Here is a 23,805-nt window from a genome sequence, read left to right on the forward strand (position 1 = left end):
ATGTCGCATGCGGGCCCAGCAATCCGGTGACGAGCAGCGGAGAGGGCCGCAGCGCCCGGGTGCCGCAAAGGCCGAGCGGCCGCCTCGTCCCGGCGGCGCGGCGGCCGCCGAGTCGCTGCTCCAACTCCAGCGTGTCGCCGGGAACGCGGTGGTGTCCCGCATCGTCGAGGCGCAGCGGCACACCCACACCGCGGACTGCGGGCACGCGCCCCCCGCCCGGGGCACGGCGGAGCCGCAGGGTCCCGCTCCCGTGGTCCAGCGCATGCAGCACGACGAACTGCACGGGCACCCGCCGGGCCCCGCGATGCGGGTGCGGGGGCCGCGCAACTCCCGCGCGCGCGACCGCACGCCGAACGCGCTGACGGCCGCCGAATGGCAGAGCCTGCCGCAGGGCACCCGGGACGCCGCGAACAAGGAGCGCCTGGCCGTCGACGCGGATCCGCAGACGCTCCAGGAGACCGATCCGCTGCTGCACTACAACCTGGGCAACGTCCGCAGGCTGGCGTCGGACGTTCCCGCGACGGCCGGACGCAACGAGGTACTGGCGGGCATCGGCCGAGCCGACCCGCGGACGCGCGGGCACTGGAACAGCCAGGACGCACGCGACGCGCAACTCGGCCGAGACGCCCGGGCCACCCGTGACGCGTACACGGAGACTCCCGAGCAGCGGCAGGAGCGCCATCGTGCCGTCGACGACGCCCTGGCCGGCGCCGACTCCCAGGACGCGATGGGCGACCTGCGCGCCCTGTTGGAGCAGTTCGAGGGCGTCGCCATCGGCGGCACCCACTCCGGGGCCCGCATCTGGCAGTTCCTGTGTACGCACATGGAGCAGATCCAGGCCGCCGGCGTGGGCACCCTCTACCTGGAGAGCATCCGGGACGACGGATACCAGGCGCACGTCGACGCATATCTCGACGGCGGGACCATGAGTCCCGAGCTGGAGGCGTTCGTCTCCCGCTACGACAGCAGCATGAACCTGGGCGCGACCGGGCTGGGAGCGGTGTTGGAGGCCGCCAGGACGCACCACATCCGGGTCAAGGGCCTGGACGGCCGACCGGCCCGCCGTCCCACGATGTCGGCGACCGCCCTCTACGAACGCGTCGCGGCCATGAACACCTACGCCGCCCAGGTCGTCACCGACGACCGGCGCCGTCCGTCCGGGACGGGCGGCTACCTCATGGAGCTGGGCAGCGCGCACACCGGCATGTACGCGGGGCCCCCGCAGAACGCGTCGGTGCACGGGGCGCAGTTCCAGGCGGGAGAGGGCTTCCCCGGCGTGGACGACCTGCTGGGCATCCCGGCGGTCGGCTTCCAGGACGACGACCGCCTGCGCCGCCTGCCCAACTCCTGACGGCCCCCGCCGTCAGCGGACGGTGGCGCCCGGGCGGCCGGGGCCACCCCCGGGCGAATTCCGGTGCGGTGCAAGGGCATTGCCGGCTGCCGGGAGGGGACCGGGTACACGATCCCCCTGCCCGCCGCCTGCTGGTACGTCGCCGCGCGGCCCTTCGGCACGTCCGGTTCGGAGCACTGCGGCGCAGGCCCTGCGCCCAGCCCGGCGGGCCCGGCTGGCGGGGCCGCCCGTCGGCTGTCAGCCTGGAGGAGAAGCCGTAGCGGCGGACCGAGCCAGGTGCCGCCATCGCGCGACCTGGCCCCTCCACCGCCGGAAACCACAGTTCGTGTTCGCGGGAGGTGGACCTCCTTGAGCAGGCACGCATCATTCACCCGAACCGCCCGGAGCCTCGCGTTGGCCGGAGTCCTGTCCGCCGTGGTGGTGCCCGTATCGGCGGCACCGGCGACGGCGGTCACATGCGACGCCGCGGCTGCCGCCCGCGCGCCGAGCGGCAGCAACGACACCGCCTCACGGAACGCTCTGGTGTGCCTCATCAACAACCAGCGCACGCAGCGGGGGCTGCCCGCCCTCACCACGAACCAGGCACTGACGACCGCGGCGCAGCAGCACGCGGTCGCCGCGGTGCAGCTGAAGTGGTGGGGACCGGGCAAGGACTCGCACACCAATCCGCAGACCGGTTCGACACCGCAGAGCCGGATCAAGGCCGCGGGCTACTGCCCGAACCCCAGGTCATGGGCGGTTGCCGAGATCACGTACACGGGCTGGGGCGGTTCCGGGACCCCGAACGCCGCGGTCAACTGGTGGATGAACGTCAGCACCTGGGGGCACCGCCAGATCATCCTCGACCCGTCGATGCGTGAGATCGGCGCCTGGGCCCAGCCGGGTGCGGCCGACCGGGCCGGGGCCGGCGCGAGCCAGGCCGGAACCTACGTGGTGACCTTCGGGCGCTGCCAGCAGTGAACCCCGCTACCGCGGCCCCCCGCGGCCTCGGCGTACCGCGGCCGCGGCACCCCCCGCGGCCGCGGTGAACGGGCCCGCCTACAGGACGCGGATCACGGCCTTGCCGCGAACCCGGCCCGCCCTCATGTCGCGGATGGCGTCCGCAACCTCCGCCAGCGGGTAACTGCGGTGGACGGCGGGGGAGATCGAGCCCGCCTCCAGGAGTTCCGTGAGGGCCTCGAGGTCGCCGGCGCGCACCACGGACGCGAGCGGGCGGAGCCGGTGGGACACGAAGGGCGACAGGAGCAGCGCCCCCAGGGGGCGTTCGTTTCCGCCGAGCCAGCGGCCTCCGCCCTCCCCGCCGACGATGACGAGGGTCCCGCGCGCAGTCAGCGCGCCGCGCAGGCGGGTGAGGGGGCGGTTGCCCGCGATGTCGAGGACGAGATCGTAGCGGCGGCTGCCGTCGGTGGGGTCCTCGACCGCGTAGTCGAGGACCTCGTCCGCGCCCAGGGACCGGACGAAGTCGGCCTTCGCGGCGCTGCACACGCCGGTGACGTGCGCCCCGAACGCCTTGGCCAGCTGCACGGCGAAGGAGCCCACGCCCCCGGAGGCACCGAGCACCAGGACCGACTGGCCGGGCCTGATCCGGCCGGTCTCCCGCAGGGCCTTGAGAGCGCTGCACCCGGACACGGGCACGGCGGCGGCCTGCTCGAAGCCGAGGTTGCGCGGCTTCGGCGCGAGGGCGCTCTCCTTGGCGCACGCGTACTCGGCGAACGACCCCTCACCGCTGCCGTACACCTCGTCGCCGGGCCGGAAGCGGGTCACGCCCGGGCCGACGGCCTCCACCCGCCCGGCGAGGTCCATACCCCGCACCCGGGTCCGGGGCGCCCGCAGGCCGATGGCGGCGCGCACCGCGTACGGCATGCCCGCCATCAGGTGCCAGACCCCCTGGTCGACGGCTGCGGCGTGGACCCGCACGAGCACCCGGCCGCGGCCCGGGACCGGGCGTGGCGTCTCGTCGAGCCGCAGGACCTCGGGCGGTCCGTACACATCCTGGACGATGGCCTTCACGACGGGTCTCCCTCGTTCTCGGAATACTGGAACACCGCGTCGAGCGGTACCGCGAACACGCGGGCGATCTGGAACGCCTTCTCCAGGGAGGGCGAATACCGGCCCTGTTCGATGGCGATGACGGTCTGCCGGGTCACGCCGATCCGGCGGGCCAGCTCGGCCTGGGTCATCTCGCCGTGGGCGAAGCGCAGCGCCCGGATCCTGTTGGTCACCAGCGTCGGCCTCACCACGGCTGGAACCCCAGCCGGTAGGCGACGATCTTCGCGGTGGAGCCGAGCAGCGCCGACAACACGAAGGCCAGGTAGACGGCGTTGGCGATCCAGAACTGGTCCGCGTCGGCCATCGCCAGCACGAGCGCGGCCACGCCGCCCATCACGACGAACGACTGTCCGACGTACTCGCCGAAGCGGTGGATCTCCCGGTCGCGCTGATCCCTGACCCTGTCCTCCTCGGGGGTGAGGAGCGCGACGGTGAGGTGCAGCGCGATCGACGCGACGACGGACGCGCCGACGGTCCACAGCAGGGCGGCCACGTACGGCGCTTCGGCGAGTGGCCCGCTGCCCGGCCGCCCGAGGACGATGGCCAGGTAGGCCCCGTACGACGCGGCCGTGACCACGATCATGATCCACGCGCGTTTCTCCTCGACTGCCACGGCCACTCCCCATGTAAAGAAAACCCGACATCCTCAATGTCAAGGATGCGCGACACGATGTCAAGAATTCCATACATAGCCGAGCTGTTCCGTCCCGAGCGCCGACGCGCCTCGGCCGCGCGCGGCGGCGCCGGAAACGTGTTGGCCCGCCCCGCCCGGGCTGCGATGATGCTCTGATTCCCCGGTGGAGGTCGGTTGTTCGTTTTCGTGTGCGCGGGGTGCGGGGCGGAGCTGACCATCCCGCTGTCCCAGGTGGCCCTGCCGGCCCACGCCCATCAGGAGTACGGGAACGGCACCCAGCTCCCGGTGCTCATGGAGTCGGGCACGTTCGCCGTGGAACCGGAGCCCTGGGGGCCGCCGTGGCGCACGTGGGCGGAGGTCTCGCCGGACGAGGCGGCCGCCCGTGGTGTCCACGCCCCGGTCCACGCCCTGTCCGACGGCGCGCCCGGCGCGACCGTCATCGCTCCCGGCGACGCCCGAGGCACCGTACTGATTCCGGGCCATCGCGGCGGCGGCCACTGCTGCGGCCTCGACGGGGCGGCCGGCCCCAACGTGGCGTGCGCGGCGTGTGCCCTGCCCGTGGCGAGCCGGATCGACGACTGCTCGCGCTGGCAGGCCCTGTGGCTCGCCCCGACAGCCGTACGCCGCCTCCGCGTCGACGGCACCGACAGCGTGCCGCTCTCCTGGGCGGAGCTGGTGGCGGAGGGCAGCGGCAGGCCCCCGTTCGAGCCGATCGCCGCGTGGGGGTCGCGCCTGGGAGCGGGCCACTGGTCCCACTACCGGTGGTCGTGGAGCCCCCAGTGGGAGGCGGCGGCAGGCCAGGCCCTCGCCCACCTGCCGGCCGCGTCGCAGGGCCGGCCCGTGACGGTCCCGGACGGCCTGGCCGCGGAGGTGTTCCAGCGGGCGCTGGACGCCCTGCTGCCGACCGGCCCGCCGGCACGGCGGGCGGTCCTGGCCGGCCCGGGACGACCCGTTCCCGTCGGAACGGCCGACATCCTCCTCGTACCGCTCCATCCGCGGACCGGGGAGGCCTGGGCTCCGGACGACCCGGCGGCGTACCCTGTGCCGCTGCCGTTCGGGGTATGGCTGTGGCTCGCCTTCCCGGCAGCCGACCCTCCCGTCCCCCTGGCGGGCCGGCTGCCCGACGGCGTCCTCCGCGACGACTTCGACCCGCCCGCGCCACGCCCCCGCCACCTGTTCCGAGCCGACCCGGACATCTTCCGGCGCACCCTGGTCCGGCTGCCGGACGTCCGTCGACCGTGGCTGCGCGAGATCCTCGACGACCTACGCAGCACCACGCCCGCGCCGGCTCCGTCCAGTGGCGTCAGCGGTCTTGGCGGCGGTGGCGGCGGTGGAGGTGCAGGGTGGCGAAGACCGCCACGCCGAGGGTGAGGTGCATGAGGGACAGGGCCGCGACGGTGCCGCCGTCGGCGTCGGCCGACAGCGGGCCGGCGACCGACAGGAGGGCCAGCCCGCTGCCCGCGTACTGCGCGATCCGCAGGAAGACCGGCTTCCACAGGGCCAACAGGAGGGCGGAGCCCAGCCCCACGAGCAGCGGCACGACGGACGACCCGATGACGCCCCCGACCGTGATCGGGTGTTCTTCCCCGGCATCGACGACGACGAGCGAGGCACCGGCCAGCCCGGCGACGGCGAAGACGATCAGGTTGACCACGGCCGCTCCGACCGCGCCGGCGGCCAGCACCTTCCACCAGCCGAAGCCGGACTGGCGGACCGGGTTGTGAACTGCGGTGCTCGACATGAGAGTTCCCCCAACGACGTGTGAAGTGCCGGGCTGCGGTTCGGCCGCGGCATACGCAGAAGCCTCCGACCTGAACCTCGCTTGAGGTCAAGCCCTCTCGCTTCGAAGGGGTCCGCGCAGCAGTGCCTGCCCGGCCTCGTGCCCCGTCCGCCGGCCGGGGGCGCCGGCCCGCGGGCCACAGCACTAGGCGAGGAGGAAGTCGCGCAGGTCGACGAAGGTGTAGCCCTCGGCCTCGGCGGCGTCGACGATCAGCGGGAGGGCCTCGGCGTCGAGGACGATGCCGTCGCCGTTGCTGCCCACGTGCATCTGGATGATCGCTCCCGGTGTCAGGGCGTCGATGGCCCGCTCGGCCGCCGCCTCCGCGCTCATGCCGCCCTGCGGGCCGAGGTAGCCGTTGGTGTCGGCGGTGAACTCGATCGCCGCGTATCCCAGGTCGTTGACGTCGGCGACCGAGTCGACGGTGGTGGAGCTGTAGGGGAACCGGAAGAAGGGAAGCGGCTCCGTGCCCGAGGCCGTCCGGATCGCCGCGTCGGCGCGGCGCACCTCATCCGCCCGCTGGGCGGTGCTGAGCCCGTCGAAGAAGGGGTGGCCGTACGAGTGGTTGCCCAGGCCGTGCGCGGCGCCGATGGAACGCACCGCCGCCGGGTTGGCGTCGGCGAAGGCGCCCGTCGGGAAGAAGGTGGCGGGCAGCCTGCGCCGCCGCAGCTCCGCCAGGACGGTGTCGATCCCGGCCTCGTCCCACGCGGCGTTGAAGGTGAGTGCGACGACCTTGCGGGACGTGGGCAGCCGGCGGATCTCACCGCCCATGAGCGAGGCCGGGGGGCGCGGTCCGGAGCGGGGGGCCGCGCCGTGCGCGGCACGGGCGGCGGTGCACGGTACGAGCCCTGCGGCGAGCAGCGCCGCCAGCGCGGCGCGTCGTCCCCTGTCCACCACGATCGCTCCCTCCGGCACGGCACCGCGGGTGGGCGCCGGCCTGCCACGACTATGCGGCGGCGCGCGGCGGAGCGGCCGCAGCCCGTGCCGCGCAGCCGGGTGAAGCGGCCGGGGGCCCGGCCGGTGCAGCCGGATCAGGGCGCGCCACCAGGGTCCGCCGAGCCCCGGCCTGAGGGGCCGGAGGCCGACCGTTCAGGGACGCCGCCGCAGGTGCGTCGTCAGGTGGTGCTGGAGGGGCCGGCCCACCGCGGCCATGTCGTGGACGACCGTCATCTCCCCGTCCTCGACGGTGTACCGGCGGCGTGTGCCGGTCACCTCCTTGGCCAGCGGCGTGAGCGACACGTCCTGCGTCTCGATCACGAACTGCGCACCGGACGCCCGCCCTACGTACGTCTCGACGATGCCGGTGGGATGGGCGAGTACGACCTCCAGCGAGGCGTCGGGCGTCACCCGCCACCACCCGGCCTCGCGTCCCGCAGGCCGGACCGGCGCGCCGGCTTCGTCGATCAGCCACGCCCGCGCCTCGTAGCGCAGGAAGGGGCGGCCGTCATGGCTGAAGGCGACCTCCTGCTCGTAGCGGAAGTCCTTCTCCAGCGTCGGGTACTCGCCCCGGCCGCGGCCGTACCAGCGACCCAGCAGCGGCAGCACGGGCGCCAGCAGCGGATGCGGATCCGGCCCCTCGCCGAGGACGTGGCTGTCGGGGTAAGGATTCTCCTGTACCGGCTCGAACATGTTCACCCTGCCTGTCTGCGCGTGACCCCGCCGGAACCGAACCGAACCGACCGAATCCGCAGCATAGGCGGTGCACCGGGGCGTTCCTGTGCCCCCGCCCGTGCCGGACCGCGCCCGCCCGCGCCCCGCCCCCCGCCGAAGCAGGGGGCGGGGCGCGGGCGCCGGCAGCCGCAGGTCACCGGGCCGGCGGACCACCCGTCACCGAGGCCGCCACCGAGGCCGGTACCGGCGCCAGGCCGGCCGGCCTGGTGGTGAAGACGCCCCGACCCTGGGTGCGGCCGCGCAGCCGGGACGCGTACCCGAACAGCTCGGCCAGCGGCACGGCCGCCGTGATCACGGCGGTGCCGGCCTCGGCCTGCCGGCCCGAGACCCGGCCCCGGCGGGCCGCGAGGTCACCCAGGACGCCCCCGACACCGGCCTCCGGGACGCTCACGGTGACCTCCACGACCGGCTCCAGCAGTTCCACCGTGCTCAGCCGCAGCGCTTCGCGCAGCCCGAACCGGCCCGCCGCCCGGAACGCCATCTCCGAGGAGTCCTTGGAGTGGGTCGCCCCGTCGGTGAGCGTGACGCGCAGCCCGGTGACCGGGTACCCGCCGAGCGGGCCCTCGGCGAGGGCGTCGCGGCAGCCAGCTTCCACCGCGCGGGCGTACTCCTGCGGCACCCGGCCGCCGACGACCGTCGAGCGGAACTCGAAGACCGGCTCGTCCACCGGCTCCACGTCCAGCACGACGTGCGCGAACTGGCCCGCGCCGCCGTCCTGTTTGACATGCCGGTGGACCAGACCGGTCACGCCGCGCACGACGGTCTCCCGGTACGAGACCTGCGGCCGGCCCACGACGACCTCCACCCCGTGGCCGCGGCGGATCTTCTCCACCGCCACCTCCAGGTGCAGCTCGCCCAGCCCCGACAGCACGGTCTGCCCGGTTTCCGCGTCGGAGCGCACGACCAGCGAGGGGTCCTCCTCCGCGAGCCGCGCCAGCGCCGTCGACAGCCGGCCGGTGTCGGCGGTGCGGGCGGCCTCGACGGCCACCGACACCACCGGCTCGGCCACCGTGGGCGGTTCGAGCACCACAGGCGCCCCGGGCGCGCACAGGGTCGTGCCCGCCCGGGCGGACTTGAGCCCGATCACGGCGACGATGTCACCGGCGACCGCCTCCTGCCTGTCCTCGTGCCGGTCGGCCTGGACCCGCAGGATCCGGCCCACCCGCTCCGTACGGCCCGTGGCAGCGTCCAGTACCGCCGCGCCCTTGCGCAGGGTGCCCGCGTAGACCCGCAGGTAGGTGAGGCGGCCCGTCGCCGTGGCCGTCACCTTGAAGGCGAGGGCCGTGAACGGCTCCGCCGGGTCGGGTGCGCGCTCCTGCTCCGCGCCGTCCGCCTCCGCGCCGTTTGCCGCACCGCGTACCGGCGGCATGTCGGTGGGCGCCGGCAGGTACGCGACGACCGCGTCGAGCAGCGGTTCGATCCCGCGGTTGCGGTACGCCGAGCCGCACAGCACCACGACGCCGTCCCCGCGCAGCGTCAGCTCCCGCAGGGCCCGGGCCAGGGTCCCGTCGCGCAGTCGGGAATCCGCGCAGAACTCCTCCAAGGCCTCGGCGTGGAGCTCCGCCACGGTCTCCTCGAGCAGCCTGCGCCGTTCACCGGCTTCCTCCCGCAGTGGTTCGGGCACCGGCCCCGACTCGAAGCCGGCGGAGTCGGCCCGCCAGCGCAGCGCGCGCATGGCGACGAGGTCGACGACACCGGTGAAGGAGTCCTCCCGGCCGATGGGCAGCTGCACCACCAGGGGTACGACGCCCAGTCGCCGCCGGATCGACGCGACGGCGGTGTCGAGGTCGGCGCCCGCCCGGTCCAGCTTGTTGACGAACGCGATGCGCGGCACACCGTGCCGGTCCGCCTGCCGCCACACGCTCTCGCTCTGCGGCTCGACCCCGGCGACGGCGTCGAACACGGCGACGGCTCCGTCGAGCACCCGCAGCGAGCGTTCCACCTCGTCGGAGAAGTCGACGTGTCCGGGGGTGTCGATCAGGTTGACGTGGTGCCCGCTCCAGGTGCAGCTCACGGCCGCGGCGAAGATGGTGATGCCGCGGTCGCGTTCCTGCGGGTCGTAGTCGGTGACGGTCGTGCCGTGGTGCACCTCGCCCCGCTTGTGGATGGCGCCGGTCGCGAACAGGATCCGTTCGGTGATCGTGGTCTTGCCGGCGTCGACGTGGGCGAGGATGCCCAGATTGCGGACAGCGGTGGGGGAAGTGGTGGTGAGGGGGCGTCCGTTGGCGCGCATGGCCCGAGGCCTTTCGAATGAGGAGATGAAGAGGGCGGCGCGAATTCCCTGACGACAGCCCCGTCACCCGCGACAGGCCGGCCGCGGACGGCCGGCCCGCCCGAAGCCGGAGCGGGTCCGGGCAGGCGGTGGCGTACGCAACGGCGGGCTGGGGGGACGGGACCTAAAGGTGCGTCACGGGCATACGGTGACGGCCGCGCAGCCGGCACCGGGCGTCACGAGACACCGGGATCACGTCGTACCGGGACGGGGGAGCGAAGGCGGCGGTGCGGTAGGTGCACATGGCGCTGCTCCCCTTCTCTTCGGACTCGGCATGAGGCGCGCAGGGCCGTGTCGGCAGCGCGTACGGCGAGTCTAGGGAGCCGACCGGGGCGGGGCACCGCATTTTCCGCCCACACCGTGTACCGTGAGTGATGATGCGTCACGGAAAGTGACAGTCCGTCTCGTTCTCGGGAGTCGCCATGCCCATGCTGCTGATCAAGGGGTCGTTCCGGGTGGACGGCGGTGCCGAACCGGACGGCGACACCCTCCCGTTCGTCCCGGACGACGTGGCGGACTGGAAGCTCGTGGGCGGCCGCGCCAGGGTGGTGCCCAAGGCGGACGGCCGCGCCCCCATCCGCCTGGAGGGCGTGGACGCACTGGAGACGCACTACAGGAAGACGGGCTACGGTCCGGAACGCCACCAGCCGAGACGGCTCGGACACCAGGCCGCCGACGCGACGCTGAAGCACCTCGGATTCACGAGCATCGACCGTCACGAGAACGAGACGGTGACCACCGTCCCCGTGCAGGTGCCCGGATTCATCCTCACCAGTGGCGCCGACGCCTATGGCCGCTGCGTCGCGCTGGCCTTCGACGCCGGCGTCCGCCCGCCCGTGTACAGCGGCTACGAGGTCTCGGTCGACGAGGATCTGCTGAAGAGGAGCGTCAACTACCGTCTGGTCGAGGACGGTCTGGCCTATCCGATGTTCTATCCGGGCCTGCCCGGCCATCTGCGCGACGTCCTCAGGGACGCCGCCCGGGAGGCACGTGCCTCCGTGCCGCCCAAGGGGGTGTGGGCCGAGGACAAGACCCTCGGCGGGGCGTTGATCGACGGCATCGGGTCGATCACGGACGACGCCACGGGCGTGGTGATCCTGCCCAAGCTGTTCCGCCGGCTGAAGGACTACCTGGACTCCGGATCGGGCGTCACCTCGCTCGCCGGCTTCTCCGCCTACCTCGCCGGAGCCGCCGACGAGTACCGCTTCCTGCCGGACGGCAGGACCAAGACCGGACTGCACAGGCTGATCGAGATCAGCGAGGACGGCAAGACGCTGCGGATGACCCGTTCCAGCGACGAGCTCCTCTTCCTGGACAAGTGACCCGACGACTGAGGAGACCCACCATGTACGCGGTGATCCGGCGCTACGAAGGGGTGACCGATCCCGCCGAGGCGGGACGGCTGGTGGACGAGGGTTTCGTGGCGCTCCTGCGCCAGGTCCCGGGGTTCGTGGCCTACTACTGGGTCGACGCCGGGGACGGGGTGATGGTCTCCACCAGCGTCTTCGAGGACCGGGCGGGGGCCGACGAGTCGGTCAGGAGAGCGGCGGACTTCGTCCGGGAGAACCTCGCGTCGCTTCTGCCCCACCCGCCCCAGGTGACGGCCGGCCAGGTGCTGGCCGCCGGGTAGCGGCCCGCCCGCCGTTCGGCGGGTCGGCCGTGTCGACGGCGGCAGGCGGGGCACAAGCGCCGTATGACCCTTCTTCTGCTCGTCCTGCTGCCCCTCGGCCTCGCCCTTGTCCTGCTGACGACCGACCACCCGCACCAGCACGGCCGACACCGCCATACCCGCTGAACCCGGCGGCCCGGCCGGTCGGATCGGCCAGGCCCGTCGGAGCCTGCCCGCCGTGCCCTGCCCCGTCAGGACCGCCGTGCCAGGACCGCCGTGTCAGGACCGCCGTGTCAGGACCGCGGTGTCAGCGGCAGTCTGAGGACCAGTCGGGCGCCGCTCGCGCAGTCCTCGGCCGTCAGCGTTCCGCCGTGGTGCGTACTCAGGTCACGCGCTATGGCGAGGCCCAGGCCGGCTCCGCCGTGGTCGCGGCTGCGCGAGTCGTCCAGCCGTGTGAACCGTTCGAAGACCCGCTCCCGGTCGGCCCCGGGGATCCCCGGCCCGTCGTCGACGACCTCCAGCACGGCGGTGCGCCGCGCCGCGCCGCTGCCGCCCGCCGTCCGCAACGTGACGTCCACGCCGTGGACGGCGTACCGCTGCGCGTTGTCGACGAGGTTGGTGACGACACGCCCGAGCCACAGGGCGCCGGCGGTGACCTCGACGTCCGCCGCGAGGTCCGCCCGTACGGGCACCCGGTCGCCGAGGCGGGCCTCCAGCACCTCGCGGACCAGGGCGCCCAGGTCGAGCGGTACGGCCGGCACCGGCTGGGCCGCGTCGATACGGGCGAGCAGCAGCAGGTCCGCCGCGAGGCGCTGCAGCCGCTCGATGTCCTCCAGGGCGCCACCGATCAGTTCCGGCCACAGCTCGGGGTCCCGGACGGCCAGCGCCACCTCCAGCTGCGTGCGCAGCACGGTGATGGGACTGCGCAGTTCGTGGGAGGCGTCGGCGATGAACTGCCGCTGGCGGATGCCGGACGCCTCCAGCCGGTCCAGCGTGGCGTTCATGGTCTCGGCCAGCCGGGCGACCTCGTCGCGGGTGGCGGGGACCGGCACCCGGCGGTGCAGGTCCCGGTCGGAGATCTCGGCGACCTCGGCGCGGATCGCCTCCACCGGCCGCAGCGCGTGCCCGGTGACCCGCCAGGTCACCAGGACGACGGTGGCCCATAGCAGCGGCATGCCGATCACGAGCGCGGCCGTGGTGGTGTCGTCGGCCGCGTCCGCGTCCCGCAGCGAGGCACCGGCGTACACGGTGGCCGGGCCGTCCGGCGTCTGCGTGACGACCTGCACGACCCGCTGCCGGTGATCGCCGTCGACCGGGCGGACCCGCCAGGTGTGCATCCGGGTCCCGGGCGCCTCGGGCGGCGCCGGCGGCAAGGCGGGCACGCCGATGAGGTTCGGACTGGAGTACAGGACCCGCCCGTCGGCGCTCACCACCTGCACGAACTCGACCGCCCGGCCCGGCGGACGGGCCCGGCCGAGCCTCCCGGTCGAGGCGAGCTGCGCCACGGTCTCGGCCTGCCGCCGGGCGTCGTTCTCCGCGTTGCGCAGCAGGTTGGCCTCCAGCAGCCCGAGCAGGGCGAAGGAGGCGAGCGCCAGGGCAGCGGCCACCACCAGGCCCGCGCCAACGGTGGCCCGGGCCCGGACCGTGGTGGGCCACATCCGGCGCAGGACCGGCCACCGGCCGAGGGCGGCGGCCCGGAGCGAGCGCAGGCAATCGCCCGCGCGCCCGCGGAGGCGGGAGATTGCCGCCGCTTCAGCCACCGTCGGCCGCCAGCCGGTACCCGGCTCCCCGTACGGTCTCCAGCGCGGCCCGGCCGAAGGGAGCGTCGACCTTGCGGCGGACCGCGCTGACGTGGACCTCCACGACGTTGGGGTCGCCGTCGAAGGCGGTGTCCCACACCTGTTCCAGGATGTCCCGCTTGGAGACCACCTCCCCGGACCGCCGGCCCAGGTATTCGAGTATCGCGAACTCCCTGGCGGTCAGCCGGACCTCCGTACCGCCGCGGGAGCACGTGTGCCGTGCCGGGTCGATGAGGAGGTCGCCGAACCGCATCACCTGCGGGCGCCGGCCGCCCGTCCGCCGGCCGAGGGCGCGCAGCCGTGCGACCAGCACGAGGTAGGAGAACGGCTTGGAGAGGAAGTCGTCGGCCCCGGTGTCCAGGGCTTCCGCTTCGTCGTACTCGCCGTCCTTGGCGGTGAGCATCAGGATTCCCGCCTCGTTGCCGGCCGCGCGCAGCTTCGCGCAGACCCGGTAGCCGTTCAGCCCGGGGAGCATGATGTCGAGGACGATCAGGTCGTAGTCGTGCTCGGTCGCCATCCACAGGCCCTGGGGCCCGTCGTGGGCCACGTCCACCGAGAACCCCTCGGACTGCAGACCCCGCTGCAGGGCCACGGCGAGCCGCCGTTCGTCCTCCACCACCAGTACGCGCATGCCGAACAGGATCGCAGGCCCGAGGGACGCCCGGCTGAAGAGGTCTTCAGGCGGCTTCAGCTGGGCTTCAGCATCCTCTCGGCATGCTCTGGGGCGAGCCGGGCAGTGCGTCCGGCTGTCCGGAGGAGTAGCCGTATGTCTGAATCCGTGCCGCCGCCGTCCGAGCGGCTGCCCGAGAACGCGCCGCAGACCGGTGCCCGCAAGCGCGTGGCGCTGTCCCGGCTGGTGCCCCGCGGCAAGCCCGCCCGCTGGGCGGCGGCGGGCGCCGTCGTGGTGGTCGTGGGCGGTGGGGTCGCGGCGGTCGCCGTGGCCGAGCACCACCACCACGAGCGGGCGGACCGGGGGCCGCACACGATCCGCTTCGAGCCCGGCCACGGGGGCGGGTTCAAGCGGGGACCGCAGGGCGGGGCGCCCGACGACGAGCGCGCACGGAAGGCACCCGGTGGTGAGGAAGGCCCTTCTGCGGGCGAGCGGTTCGGCCACCCCGAAGCCCCCGAGCTGCCCGGGGTCCCGGGCCGGTCCGAGCGGCACGGCGGTCCCGGCAAGGGCGGCCGGGCGCCCGCGCCGCTGCCCTCCCTGCCGATCGCCGACGCGGCCGGCAAGGCCGCCGCGGCCGTGCCGGGCGGGAAGGTGGAGAGCCTGCGGGCGGTCGCCCAGGAAGGCGGTGGCGGTGCCTGGCTGGCCGTGGTCCTCGGCCCCGACGGCGTCCGGCACGCGGTCACGCTGTCCGGCTCGGACGGCACGATCACCGGCAACACCCGCCTCGGCGGCTAGCGGCTGGACGGAACGGCGGACGGCTGGACGCCCTGGACGGCGGGGCCGCCGCACGGCCTACGGCGCCATCGCGCGGCCCCCGATCCCGGGGGCCCCGTCGAGCTGGCCCTGCCACCAGGCGGCCATCCCGTCGCGGTCCATGGCCGCCCAGGCCGGGGTCCGCTCCACCTGGGCCCGGCCCAGCCGGCGGGCCAGCGCGACCAGTTCCCGGCCGGCGGCCCCGCGCGCCCGGTGGTAGCCGTCCAGCAGTTCCTCGAAGGATCCCGAGCGGCGCCAGCCGTCCGCGAGGGCGGTGGCGTCCTGGAGGGCCTTGGCGGCGCCGCTCGTGTTGTGCGGGCGCACCACGCCGGCGGCGTCCCCGGTGAGCAGCAGACGCCCGCCGGCGGTGCGGGCCGCCTCCAGGTCGTAGATCGGCTGGACGAAGGTGTCCGCCCGGTCCGTCAGCGCGAGCGCCCGCCGCCAGTACGGCGGGAACTCCCGCTCCAGCAGCGCGTCGAGGTGCTCGGCCAGTGCGGGGGGCAGCGCGCCCGGCGGGAAGCTGGTGGGGTCGTCGAGCCGCAGCCGTCCGTCGCGCGGGGGAGCGGCGTAGAGCACCCAGTTCACCCGGGGGCCGCCGGGACCGGGGATGCGGTAGACGACGCAGCTGCCGCCCGGGAAGCAGACGGTGGTCACCGCGTCGGGCACCGGGTCACCGAGGCCGCGGAGTTCGCCGAGGCGCGCCGCGTCGACGTTGCCGCGCCAGCACACGTATCCGGCGTAGTGCGGCCGGGAGTCCGGGCTGAGCGCCGCGCGCACCACCGACCGGTAGCCGTCCGCGCCGACGACCAGGTCGTAGTGCTCCACCGATCCCCCCGCGAGCCGCACCCGGGCGCCCTCCCCGGCTCCGGCCCCGGCCCCGGCCCCGGTTCCGGTTCCGGTTCCGATCGGGGCGGGCTCGACGGCCGTCACCGTCTCGCCCTGCCGGTAGCGGACCGTGTCGGGCACGGACTCCCGCAGTCCGCGCCACAGAAGCCCCCAGTGATAGGAATGGAAGGGGAACGGCTGCTGCCAGATCAGCCGTCCGTCCGCCCCCTCGGCGTCGTCCCGGACCACCCAGCGGCGCCGTTGGAGGGGATGCGCGGCGATCCCCGCCGGCAGGGCGCCGCTCGCGCGGAGTTCGACGGCCCGCTCGTCGTGCACGCACAGCCCCACACCCCGGTCCTCCAGCCGGCCGCCCGTCCGCTCCAGGACCGTCACCTGCCCGGCGCCCGCCCGCGACACCGCCGTGGCGACCGCGCAACCTGCGATGCTCCCGCCGATCACCGCGACCGTTCCGCCCCGCACAACCGCCTCCCGACCACCTGTTGTCTGCCGCCTGTTGCTGCCGTCTGCCGTCTGCCGTCGGCTCCGGACGGCACCGTGCGCGCCCCGCACCGGGGACTCGCGGGGTCGTCCGTGGCCCGGCCACGTCCTTGCCTCCCCCGCCGCGCCATGACCCGAGCGTTCACCGGCCCGCGGGCGCCGGCTCGGGCGCCGGAGGAGTGGGCTGCGGAGATCCCTGCAGGGCCGCCGCGGTGAGCACCACCAGCGCGTCCGTCCAGCCCAGGGGGGCGACGGAGGACGGCAGCCCGGCCCCGTTCACCGTTTCGGGGAGTTCGCCGAGCCCGTTGCGCTTGGACAGCACCCAGTCGAGGACCCGGCCCGCCTTAGCCCGCTCACCCGTGCCGGCCCAGGCCAGGGCGAAGAAGGAGGTGCTGGCGGTCCAGGCGTACGAACCCCAGCTGAAGTCGGGGTCGTTGCCGGGGGAGAGGCCGCCGTTGGGCAGCAGCAGCGCCCGGTGGGTGGAGTCCAGTGCCTCCCCGAGCCCGGGCGGTGCGGTGTTGAACGGGGGCGCCATGAACGCCACCGCGCTGTCCCGGCCGTGCTCGCCGTCGACCGTGCGCTGGTAGCCCAACGGGGCGAAGGCGGCGGCGATCCCGGCGGACAGCCGCCTGGACGCGGCCGCCCAGCGCTCCGCGTCCCCGTCCGCGCCCAGCCGGGCGGCCAGATCCGCCGAGGCGTTCAGCCCGGCCAGCAGGGGAGCGGCGGTACCGATGTTCGCGGTCGAGGTGTCCAGCTCCCAGTAGTCGGGGGAGGCCGGAGGCAGCCCGTCCGGGCCGAGCGAGCGTGCGGCGAAGTCGGCCGCCGCCCGGACCATCGGGTAGAGCCCGCGCAGCCGTTCCTCCCGTCCCGCGGCCGGCGCGGCCCGGTACCACTGCCACGTCGCCCACGGCACCCATCCGTTGCCGTCCAGCTGCCACTTCCGCCCGTCGGGCGGTCCGCTGCCGTCCAGCTTCGTACGGGCCTCCCAGGTCCCGTCGGCCCGCTGGGTGCGCGCGTCGTACTCCAGGATCCGGTACGCCTCCTCGTCGTGCCCCGTCACCGCGAACGCGGCCGCGGCGAACGCGCCGTCCCGGGGCCAGGAGTACTCCCACGGCGGCGACCACCCCGCAGCGAAGGCGCCGTTGGGCTTCAGCAGCGCCCGCATCGACAGCAGGGCGCGCTGTACGGCGGCCCGCTGCTCAGCGCCGGACCCCGGCACCCGGCCCCCGGCCAGCCAGGCGCGGCTCTCCTCGACCTGCGCCAGCGCACCCGCGTCGCCCGCCTCGACCACGGCCGACTCCGCGGCGCCTGCGGGCAGGTACCGCCAGCGGCCGGAGGGCAGCCGGAGCACATTGCTCCCGTCCACGTACGAGGCTGCGACGGCGAAGGACGGAAGGACCGCCTCGGTGGCCACCCCGTTGGTCAGCAGGCCCGCGGTACGGGCCGCGAGCGCGGAGGAGGGCACGTAGCACGGTTCGGTCTCCCCGCACCGCCTGCCGCCGGCGGGGTTGACGTGGAAGGCCAGGCGGGCGGAGTCGTCGGCGTGCCAGCCGCCCCAGTACGCCCGGTCGTAGTTCCAGCTGGTGAGTGAGCCGGGCACGGCCTGCCGCGTGCCGTACCAGGCGACCGGTCCGGCCTCCGCGGTCGTGGCCTGGACGAACAGGTGGTAGGTGCCGCCCGCGGTGACCTCGGCATCCCCGAGCGGGAACTCCACCCAGCCGGCCCCGGCACCGCCGAGGGCGGCGAGGTCCGCGGTGGCCGAGGCGATCGTCGAACCCGCGTCCGAGCGGACCCGGCGCACCTGGGCGGTCACCGTCCCCGTCGCCGCCGCGCTGCCCAGCCAGACGCTCACCCGGGACAGCCGGGTGCCCTCCACCGTGAACTCCTGAGCGGCGGCGTTGCCGGGGGCCTTCACACTGAACAGCGCGCTCTCGTGGCGCACCTGCCCGTCGTACGGCGCGGCGGCCGACGCGGCGGCGTCCGACGCGGGCAGCGCGGCGGGAGCGGCGGCCGGAACACCGGTCAGGGCGAGCGAGAGCAGGGTGGCGGGCAGTACGGTCCTCGCAAACGCCATGCGGATGGGGCCCTTCCTCCTCGACGGGCGCGGGCGGAAGTGCCCGGCGCCGCGTGCCGGACCCACCATGCAGGCAACGGGCCCCGGTGCGGGGGGAGTCCGCACGTGTCCCACCGGATCGGGTCACGGCGCCATCCGATCGGGGGCGTGCGCGGGGTGACAGGGGCGCGCGCAGAAGCGAATGCGCTTCGTTTCCGGGATTTCCGAGGACCGGCTTGCACGATCGGGCTCGTTTTCCGATGGGGTGGTGATTGGGAGCGCCCGGCGCTCCGCGGCCGCTGGTGCGGGGGCAGGCGGCCGGTTACGCACACTCCACCTGGAAGGTTCGCTCCGACGTGAATGTCGCCGAGACGCTCGCCCTCGCTCTGTTAGTCACCACCGTGGTCGGCGCGGTCGTCATCGATGTGTTCCGGGCGCGCATGCGCCTGCCGGGCCCCGGGGCGGAGAGAGAAGCCGGCAAGGCGTCCGCCGGCCGCCGACCAACCGTCCCCAAGGCCCGCCACCGTCAGGTCCCCGCCACCCCGAGGGGCGGCGATGAACAGCTGTGGGGGAGCGTATGAACGAAGGAGAATTCGACCCATCAGGAGACCGTGCGGTCTCCAGTGAACTGGCCGGCGTGCTGCCGGTGGAGTTCACGGCTTTCCACTCCCAGCAGCACCGTGCCTATCTGCGCTACGCCCACCTTCAGCTGGGAAATCCCAAGGACGCCGAGGAAGTCGTCGACGACGTGTTCACCTTCCTGCTGAAGGTGTGGCGCCAGGCGCTGAAGGAGGCGAGCCTGCACGGATTCGCCTGGGCCGTGCTGCGCGAGCACGTCGAGCGGCGGCTTGCGGTACTGGGCCGGCAGGTGGCCATGGTCGAGACGGCCTGGTTCGCCGCGCTGCGCCGCTCCTCCCGGGAACGGCTGGAGCTGCTGGAGTCGAAACTCGGACTGTACGCGGCGATCGCGGGCCTGTCCGAGCGGCAGTACGACGTGGTGCTGCTCGCCTTCCTGCTGGGCAACGACTGCGACACGGTCGCCCGGATGATGGGGATCTCCCCCGCCACCGTCCGATCGCACATCCGCGGCGCACGCCGAACCCTGTCCCGCAAACTCGGGGTGGACTGGATCCCCGGAGAGGAGAAGGACCAGTGAGCGACATGCCACGCCACCGCGACATGCCGCTGTGTGAACTGGACGCGTCCCTGGCGGACGCGACGGTGCTCGCGGAGGAGTACGCCGGATACGACGAGGGCGCGGCCCGGCGCCGCATCGCCCGCCGGATCGCCGCGGACCGCGCCCGCGCGGCGACCGGAACGGCCGCGGCCGGCGCGGCCGCACACGGACGGGCCGCGCCGGCCGAGACCGACGAGCTGGTCCTCGACGCCGCCTGCCATGTGCGGGCCGCCCGCGGCCTCGACGACCTGACCTGGTGCCTCGTGGAGAGCCGGGACTTCGCCGAACTCGCCCTGGCGGTCGACTCCTGGCCCCACGGCATGGACTCGGCGCTGCTCTTCGGGTGCCTGCTCCACCTCGCCGACCGGACGGAGGACGCGCAGTTCTGGTTCCAGTACGCGGCCGGCGCGGGCTCGCAGACCGCGGCCCGCTGCCTCTACCTCCACCACCTGTCGCGCGCCGAGGTCACGACCGCCCGGTACTGGAAACGCCAGGCCCACATCCTGCCCCCCGACGAACACCTGCCGCCCCTGCCGCAGATCCCGCACGACCTCGAAGAGGCCCTCGAAGCCTCCGTCATCTGGACGTCCCCGCCCATCACCACCCAGGACCTCTCTTCCCTGACGGGCGGGCCGGGCGGGTCCTCCAGGCCGCCGCTGCGGCTTCCGGCACGACTGCGGCAGGCGCTCATGGCGCGCCCCCGCAAGGAGCACCCCGACCTCGGGGAGGTCGTCACCCCCGGCCCGCAGGTCGCCGTGGCCGTCGCACAGAACGCCCGGCTCAACCCCCTGCACCTCACGGAGCAGGCGAACGGGTGGGCACTCGAAGCGCTGAAGCAGCCGCAATCGACCCATGCGGCCCGGACGTCCCCCGCGGGACGGACGGCCCCCGCGGCGCTGGAATCAGTTCACCGGGCGCTGCGCGCCCTCGAAGTCGTCAACCGCCACTCGGGCGGTGTGAACCTGACACAGATCGCCCGGGAGACCAAGCTGCCGCAACTGGTCCTCGCCCGGGCCGTGGAGCAGCTGATCCGGGCCGACCTGGTCACGCCGATCGGACCGGACGCCTACGTCGCCGGCCACGCCCTCCCGCTGAGCGGGACGGACCGTACGGAGGGCCGCGGGCACCTGCGCGAGACCCTGGCCTGGGTGCGGGACGCGGTCGGCGCCGCCGTCTACGTCGCCCGCTACACCGACGGCGAGGTCGCCATCACCCAGTACGCGGACGGGCCGGCCGCACCCGCGGTCGACGAGTGGGTCGACTTCCGCGCCGCGGCCCACGCCTCCGCGGTGGGCAAGGCGCTGCTGGCCCAACTGGACCACGACGGCCGGCGCGACCACCTGTCCCGCCACCGGCTCACCCCCTTCACCACCCACACCCTCACCAGCCGGCCGGTCCTCTTCCGGCAGTTGGACGACCGCCCGCCCAACACGCCCCTGCTCGACCTCCAGGAGTACGCCCTCGGCACGGTGTGCGCGGCGGTGCCGATCACCGCCGGCCCCAACCCGGAATGCGTGGCCCTGTCCATCCCCGTCCCCGACCCGGGCCGGCTCAAGCAGGCCGCCAGGATCCTGCAGAGCGAAGCGGCCGCCGTCTTACTCGCGCTCATCGTCGCCGGCAGCACCCGGCCCACGGCCCGCAGGCCGCAGGACACCATCCTGTCCACGTCCGCCTAGGAAGGATGCGCGGCCCGACGCGGGGGCCGGACCGGCGGGTCCGGGCCCCGTGTCGGGGAGAGCCCGGTCGGACCCGTCTGCCCGGTCGTCGGGCCCGTCGGTCCGGTCAGGAGATCCACAGCAGCAGCGCGTCACCTTCCCGGGCGGCCGCGCGCAGGTACGTCGCGAGGCAGGCCCAGTGGGACACCACCCAGTCCAGCTCCTCGCCCCGCTCCCAGACGATCTGGGGGTAGACGTTCGCCGCGGCCAGATCCGCCGGGGCGACCCCGTCGGCCAGTGCGTCGGGAGCATGGGCCTCCAGGGCGTCCACGGCGGCGCGCACCCGCTCCGCGGTCAGCAGCCGGGGCGGGCCGTAGCCCCAGTCGGAACCCGCCGGCCAGGGCATGTCCGCCTCCCCGAAGACCACGTCCACCGGAAAACCGCGACGGGTCAGCAGGAAGTCCAAGGCGTTCCAGGCCTTGTCGGTCTCGTGCACCCGCGCGGCGGCCGCCGCGTCGTCGCGGCCGTACACGTCGTGCGCGTGCTCGGCCGCCCAGTCCGGGTCGCGCGAGGCGCGTTCGAGTTCGGCGGGGGTGAGGCGGAGGTACTGCCCGATCATGCTCATGCCCCGCACCGTACGCGCGGCCACTGACATCGATACCCGTAGCGGGGCCCGCTCAGGGGGAGTGGTCGACGGCGGCGCGGAAGCCCGCGGCGGCCGGATCCGGTCAAGGGGCGATCGGCAGCTGCCGCTTGTGCTCGGTGGCCCGGTAGCGGTTGACGATGATGTCGAGGGCGGCCGCGTCCACCGGCTTGCCCTCCAGGACGTCGTCGATGTCGTCGTAGGTGACGCCGAGCGCCTCCTCGTCGGCCAGTCCCGGCTTCAGCGTCTCCAGGTCGGCGGTCGGGGTCTTCCAGATCAGCGAGGCCGGCGCGCCCAGCACCTCCGCCGTGGCCCGGACCCGCCGCTTGGTGAGGCCGGTGAGCGGAACCACATCGGCCGCGCCGTCGCCGAACTTGGTGAAGAAGCCCGACACCGCCTCGGCCGCGTGGTCCGTGCCCACCACGAGTCCCGCGTGGGCGCCCGCGACCGCGTACTGGGCGATCATGCGCTGGCGGGCCTTGATGTTGCCGTGCACGAAGTCCTGGTGGTGCGCGTCGCGGAAGACCGTTCCGCCGGCCAGCACCGCCTCCAGCGCGGCGTCGCTCGACGCCTTCACGTCGACGGTCAGGACCTGGTCGGGCCGGATGAACTCCAGCGCCAGCTGCGCGTCCGACTCGTCCGCCTGCACGCCGTACGGCAGCCGCATCGCGAAGAACGTCGCCTCCTGGCCCGTGGACCGCACCCGCTCGACCGCGAGCTGGCACATCCGGCCGGCCGTCGTGGAGTCCACACCGCCGCTGATGCCGAGCACCAGCGAGCGCAGGCCCGTCGAGATCAGCCGGTCGGCGAGGAAGGCCACGCGGCGCTCGATCTCCTGCCGGGCGTCGAAGGACGCGCTCACCTGGAGGTCCCGGGCGATCTCCTGCTGCAGCGATATGGACGCCTGGTCGGTCACGATTGCTCCTCGGTCGGGCCCCACGGACAGGTCGGTTCGCGCCGCGGGGCGGGCCGCGGATGCGAAGAGGGGCCGGAAAGCACTCTAGAGGAAAGGCCGCGGAGCCCTGATCGAGGGCCGTGGCTGCCCCGCGGAGGTGGCTGCCGCGCGGACGGGGCAGGCCGGTCGGCGGGGCGGCGGGCGGCGCGGCCCCGCGTCACCCCGCCGCGATGAGACCGGGCAGCTCCCGCATGTCGTGGAACACCCGGGTCCCCGGGCCTTCGAGCCGCTCGGCCGGGGTCATCCCGCCCGCGTAGCCCAAGGACCGCATCCCGGCGGCACGGGCCGCCTCGACACCCGGCCGGCTGTCCTCGACCACCACGCAGGCCGCCGGATCGACGCCCATCCGCTGCGCCGCGTACAGGAACAGGTCCGGGGCCGGCTTGCCGCGGGCCACCTCCGTGGCACTGTGGATGCGGCCCGCGAAGCGGTCGTAGAGACCGGTGCGGCCCAGGGTGTGCCGCATCTTCTCGTGCGAGCCGCTGGAGGCGACGCAGGTCGGCAGGGCGATCGCGTCGAGCGCCTCGGGCAGCCCGTCCACGGGGGTCAGGCCGGCGTCCACCGCCTCGCGGTGGAGCTGCTCGAACCGCTTCGCCCAGACGTCTGCCGTCGCCCCGCCGAGGCGGGCCGCGACCTGCTCGCGCACGGAGGCGTTGGACCGCCCGATGAACAGCTCGATCACGTCGCCCTCGGTGAGCGGCCACCCCAGCTCCGCCCCCAGCGCGACCTGAACGCGCGTCGCGATGCGCTCGGTGTCGACGAGCACGCCGTCGCAGTCGAATATGACGAGTTCAATCGGCCTGATCATTCCCGCAGCATAAGTGCCAGGACCTCCGCGGACCGAGGGGCTGCGTCCGCGTGCATGAGGTGCCGGCGGCGGGGCAGGCGGAGTCCACGGGGAGAACGGACACCCCGCGCACGACACACGAAGAAGGACGGACGGCAGGGGCATCCCCGCCGTCCCCCGTTCATCGGAGGAGTTGTTTCCGCGTGACTGAGCATGTGTGGAGTTACAGGTCGACCTCGGGCCACCTGGCCGGCACCGATCTGACCGGCTACAAGGTCGAGGCGACCGACGGCGGCATCGGCAAGGTGGACAAGCACTCCGACGAGGTCGGTGACGCCTACCTGGTCGTGGACACCGGAGTCTGGATCTTCGGCAAGGAGGTCCTGCTGCCGGCGAGCACCGTCGTCAGCATCGACCCGGAGGCCGAGACCGTCTACGTCGACCGCACCAAGGGCCAGATCAAGGACGCCCCCGAGTTCCACCGGGACAAGCACCTCGGGGACCGGGACTACCACCAGGAACTGGGCGCCTACTACGCCGCCACCCGGTTCGGCCTCCCGCCGCGCTGACCGGCCGGGTCCGACCGCTTCGAGGCCGTGGGCCCGAACTCGCCGAGTTCGGGCCCAC

The 23,805-nt window shown here is 74.2% G+C and carries 23 protein-coding genes; 9 read left to right on the forward strand and 14 right to left on the reverse strand.

Going from position 1 to position 23,805, the window contains the following annotated elements; genetic code table 11:
- Positions 1–7: 7 nt before the first annotated feature.
- Complete coding sequence (locus tag AVW11_RS24580) at positions 8–1,351, forward strand: TraB/GumN family protein (protein WP_143568893.1); 1,344 nt, start codon at positions 8–10, stop codon at positions 1,349–1,351.
- A gap of 393 nt (positions 1,352–1,744) precedes the next feature.
- Positions 1,745–2,311 carry a CAP domain-containing protein gene (locus tag AVW11_RS24585; RefSeq protein WP_240528253.1) on the forward strand — a complete coding sequence of 189 codons (567 nt, stop codon included), beginning with the start codon at positions 1,745–1,747 and terminating at the stop codon, positions 2,309–2,311.
- Positions 2,312–2,389: 78 nt separating this feature from the next.
- On the opposite strand, the gene AVW11_RS24590 is transcribed toward AVW11_RS24585, so the two are convergent.
- Genes AVW11_RS24590 through AVW11_RS24600 form a run of 3 tightly spaced genes read right to left on the reverse strand, consistent with a single transcriptional unit; the run spans position 2,390 to position 4,013 of the window.
- A complete protein-coding gene (locus AVW11_RS24590; RefSeq protein WP_076045957.1) occupies positions 2,390–3,361 on the reverse strand; it encodes an NAD(P)-dependent alcohol dehydrogenase in 972 nt (323 codons plus the stop codon).
- Positions 3,358–3,573 (reverse strand): helix-turn-helix transcriptional regulator, encoded by a 216-nt coding sequence (locus AVW11_RS24595; protein WP_234330977.1) that lies wholly within the window; start codon positions 3,571–3,573, stop codon positions 3,358–3,360. Before AVW11_RS24595 ends, AVW11_RS24590 begins: the two co-directional genes overlap by 4 nt.
- Positions 3,574–3,584: 11 nt before the next feature.
- Complete coding sequence (locus AVW11_RS24600; RefSeq protein WP_076045985.1) at positions 3,585–4,013, reverse strand: hypothetical protein; 429 nt, start codon at positions 4,011–4,013, stop codon at positions 3,585–3,587.
- 195 nt (positions 4,014–4,208) lie between these two features.
- On the opposite strand from AVW11_RS24600, the gene AVW11_RS24605 reads away from it, so the two are divergent.
- Complete coding sequence (locus tag AVW11_RS24605; protein WP_240528254.1) at positions 4,209–5,405, forward strand: hypothetical protein; 1,197 nt, start codon at positions 4,209–4,211, stop codon at positions 5,403–5,405.
- On the opposite strand, the gene AVW11_RS24610 is transcribed toward AVW11_RS24605, so the two are convergent.
- The 4 genes from AVW11_RS24610 to fusA form a co-directional block, all read right to left on the reverse strand.
- Positions 5,338–5,775, reverse strand: a complete 438-nt coding sequence (locus tag AVW11_RS24610; RefSeq protein WP_076045959.1) for a DUF6069 family protein — start codon at positions 5,773–5,775, stop codon at positions 5,338–5,340. The genes AVW11_RS24605 and AVW11_RS24610 overlap by 68 nt on opposite strands.
- A 183-nt stretch (positions 5,776–5,958) precedes the next feature.
- The gene (locus tag AVW11_RS24615; protein ID WP_076045961.1) at positions 5,959–6,708 is read right to left on the reverse strand and encodes a polysaccharide deacetylase family protein; all 750 of its coding nucleotides are present in this window, start codon (positions 6,706–6,708) and stop codon (positions 5,959–5,961) included.
- A 192-nt stretch (positions 6,709–6,900) separates the two neighbouring features.
- Positions 6,901–7,440: a heme-binding beta-barrel domain-containing protein gene (locus tag AVW11_RS24620; protein ID WP_076045963.1), complete on the reverse strand. Its 540-nt coding sequence runs from the start codon at positions 7,438–7,440 to the stop codon at positions 6,901–6,903.
- A 175-nt stretch (positions 7,441–7,615) separates the two neighbouring features.
- Complete coding sequence (gene fusA / locus AVW11_RS24625; protein WP_076045965.1) at positions 7,616–9,715, reverse strand: elongation factor G; 2,100 nt, start codon at positions 9,713–9,715, stop codon at positions 7,616–7,618.
- A gap of 461 nt (positions 9,716–10,176) precedes the next feature.
- Here fusA and AVW11_RS24630 point away from each other — a divergent pair, with 461 nt between their 5' ends.
- Together AVW11_RS24630 and AVW11_RS24635 are read left to right on the forward strand one after the other, a co-directional pair.
- Complete coding sequence (locus tag AVW11_RS24630) at positions 10,177–11,076, forward strand: thermonuclease family protein (protein WP_060178645.1); 900 nt, start codon at positions 10,177–10,179, stop codon at positions 11,074–11,076.
- A gap of 23 nt (positions 11,077–11,099) precedes the next feature.
- A complete protein-coding gene (locus tag AVW11_RS24635) occupies positions 11,100–11,384 on the forward strand; it encodes a hypothetical protein (RefSeq protein WP_060178646.1) in 285 nt (94 codons plus the stop codon).
- A gap of 272 nt (positions 11,385–11,656) precedes the next feature.
- Here AVW11_RS24635 and AVW11_RS24640 read toward each other — a convergent pair whose 3' ends face one another.
- Positions 11,657–13,030, reverse strand: coding sequence for a HAMP domain-containing histidine kinase (locus AVW11_RS24640; protein ID WP_076045987.1), 1,374 nt, complete (start codon positions 13,028–13,030; stop codon positions 11,657–11,659).
- Positions 13,031–13,115: 85 nt separating this feature from the next.
- Positions 13,116–13,793 (reverse strand): response regulator transcription factor, encoded by a 678-nt coding sequence (locus tag AVW11_RS24645; protein ID WP_030844637.1) that lies wholly within the window; start codon positions 13,791–13,793, stop codon positions 13,116–13,118.
- Between the two features lie 135 nt (positions 13,794–13,928).
- On the opposite strand from AVW11_RS24645, the gene AVW11_RS24650 reads away from it, so the two are divergent.
- Positions 13,929–14,567 (forward strand): hypothetical protein, encoded by a 639-nt coding sequence (locus tag AVW11_RS24650; RefSeq protein ID WP_076045967.1) that lies wholly within the window; start codon positions 13,929–13,931, stop codon positions 14,565–14,567.
- A 57-nt stretch (positions 14,568–14,624) separates the two neighbouring features.
- Here the strand turns inward: AVW11_RS24650 and AVW11_RS24655 are convergent, their stop codons facing one another.
- Complete coding sequence (locus AVW11_RS24655; RefSeq protein ID WP_076045969.1) at positions 14,625–15,890, reverse strand: FAD-dependent monooxygenase; 1,266 nt, start codon at positions 15,888–15,890, stop codon at positions 14,625–14,627.
- A gap of 160 nt (positions 15,891–16,050) precedes the next feature.
- Positions 16,051–17,982, reverse strand: coding sequence for a glycoside hydrolase family 15 protein (locus AVW11_RS24660; protein WP_076045971.1), 1,932 nt, complete (start codon positions 17,980–17,982; stop codon positions 16,051–16,053).
- Between the two features lie 556 nt (positions 17,983–18,538).
- On the opposite strand from AVW11_RS24660, the gene AVW11_RS24670 reads away from it, so the two are divergent.
- Both AVW11_RS24670 and AVW11_RS24675 read left to right on the forward strand, forming a co-directional pair.
- Positions 18,539–19,117: an RNA polymerase sigma factor gene (locus AVW11_RS24670; RefSeq protein WP_220818769.1), complete on the forward strand. Its 579-nt coding sequence runs from the start codon at positions 18,539–18,541 to the stop codon at positions 19,115–19,117.
- A gap of 851 nt (positions 19,118–19,968) precedes the next feature.
- Positions 19,969–20,814: an IclR family transcriptional regulator gene (locus AVW11_RS24675; RefSeq protein WP_060178753.1), complete on the forward strand. Its 846-nt coding sequence runs from the start codon at positions 19,969–19,971 to the stop codon at positions 20,812–20,814.
- A 106-nt stretch (positions 20,815–20,920) separates the two neighbouring features.
- Here AVW11_RS24675 and AVW11_RS24680 read toward each other — a convergent pair whose 3' ends face one another.
- From AVW11_RS24680 to AVW11_RS24690, 3 genes are all read right to left on the reverse strand, one after another.
- Positions 20,921–21,418, reverse strand: a complete 498-nt coding sequence (locus AVW11_RS24680) for a YfbM family protein (RefSeq protein WP_076045973.1) — start codon at positions 21,416–21,418, stop codon at positions 20,921–20,923.
- Positions 21,419–21,521: 103 nt separating this feature from the next.
- Entirely contained in the window at positions 21,522–22,352 is an 831-nt protein-coding gene (gene nadE / locus AVW11_RS24685; RefSeq protein ID WP_060178653.1) for an ammonia-dependent NAD(+) synthetase, read from the reverse strand.
- Between the two features lie 196 nt (positions 22,353–22,548).
- Positions 22,549–23,199 carry an HAD family hydrolase gene (locus AVW11_RS24690; protein ID WP_030844654.1) on the reverse strand — a complete coding sequence of 217 codons (651 nt, stop codon included), beginning with the start codon at positions 23,197–23,199 and terminating at the stop codon, positions 22,549–22,551.
- 182 nt (positions 23,200–23,381) lie between these two features.
- Here AVW11_RS24690 and AVW11_RS24695 point away from each other — a divergent pair, with 182 nt between their 5' ends.
- Complete coding sequence (locus AVW11_RS24695; RefSeq protein ID WP_030844656.1) at positions 23,382–23,747, forward strand: PRC-barrel domain-containing protein; 366 nt, start codon at positions 23,382–23,384, stop codon at positions 23,745–23,747.
- The last annotated feature ends 58 nt before the right edge of the window (positions 23,748–23,805 follow it).

This window comes from Streptomyces amritsarensis, assembly GCF_001953875.1.
Lineage (GTDB): Bacteria > Actinomycetota > Actinomycetes > Streptomycetales > Streptomycetaceae > Streptomyces > Streptomyces amritsarensis.

What these genes read in the sequence shown, in the direction of transcription:
- AVW11_RS24580 (WP_143568893.1), top strand. Translation starts at nt 8, where the DNA reads ATGCGGGCCCAGCAATCCGGTGACGAGCAGCGGAGAGGGCCGCAGCGC.
- AVW11_RS24610 (WP_076045959.1), bottom strand. Translation starts at nt 5,775, where the DNA reads ATGTCGAGCACCGCAGTTCACAACCCGGTCCGCCAGTCCGGCTTCGGC.
- AVW11_RS24620 (WP_076045963.1), bottom strand. Translation starts at nt 7,440, where the DNA reads ATGTTCGAGCCGGTACAGGAGAATCCTTACCCCGACAGCCACGTCCTC.
- fusA (WP_076045965.1), bottom strand. Translation starts at nt 9,715, where the DNA reads ATGCGCGCCAACGGACGCCCCCTCACCACCACTTCCCCCACCGCTGTC.
- AVW11_RS24630 (WP_060178645.1), top strand. Translation starts at nt 10,177, where the DNA reads ATGCCCATGCTGCTGATCAAGGGGTCGTTCCGGGTGGACGGCGGTGCC.
- AVW11_RS24635 (WP_060178646.1), top strand. Translation starts at nt 11,100, where the DNA reads ATGTACGCGGTGATCCGGCGCTACGAAGGGGTGACCGATCCCGCCGAG.
- AVW11_RS24645 (WP_030844637.1), bottom strand. Translation starts at nt 13,793, where the DNA reads ATGCGCGTACTGGTGGTGGAGGACGAACGGCGGCTCGCCGTGGCCCTG.
- AVW11_RS24650 (WP_076045967.1), top strand. Translation starts at nt 13,929, where the DNA reads ATGTCTGAATCCGTGCCGCCGCCGTCCGAGCGGCTGCCCGAGAACGCG.
- AVW11_RS24660 (WP_076045971.1), bottom strand. Translation starts at nt 17,982, where the DNA reads ATGGCGTTTGCGAGGACCGTACTGCCCGCCACCCTGCTCTCGCTCGCC.
- AVW11_RS24670 (WP_220818769.1), top strand. Translation starts at nt 18,539, where the DNA reads ATGAACGAAGGAGAATTCGACCCATCAGGAGACCGTGCGGTCTCCAGT.
- AVW11_RS24680 (WP_076045973.1), bottom strand. Translation starts at nt 21,418, where the DNA reads ATGAGCATGATCGGGCAGTACCTCCGCCTCACCCCCGCCGAACTCGAA.
- AVW11_RS24690 (WP_030844654.1), bottom strand. Translation starts at nt 23,199, where the DNA reads ATGATCAGGCCGATTGAACTCGTCATATTCGACTGCGACGGCGTGCTC.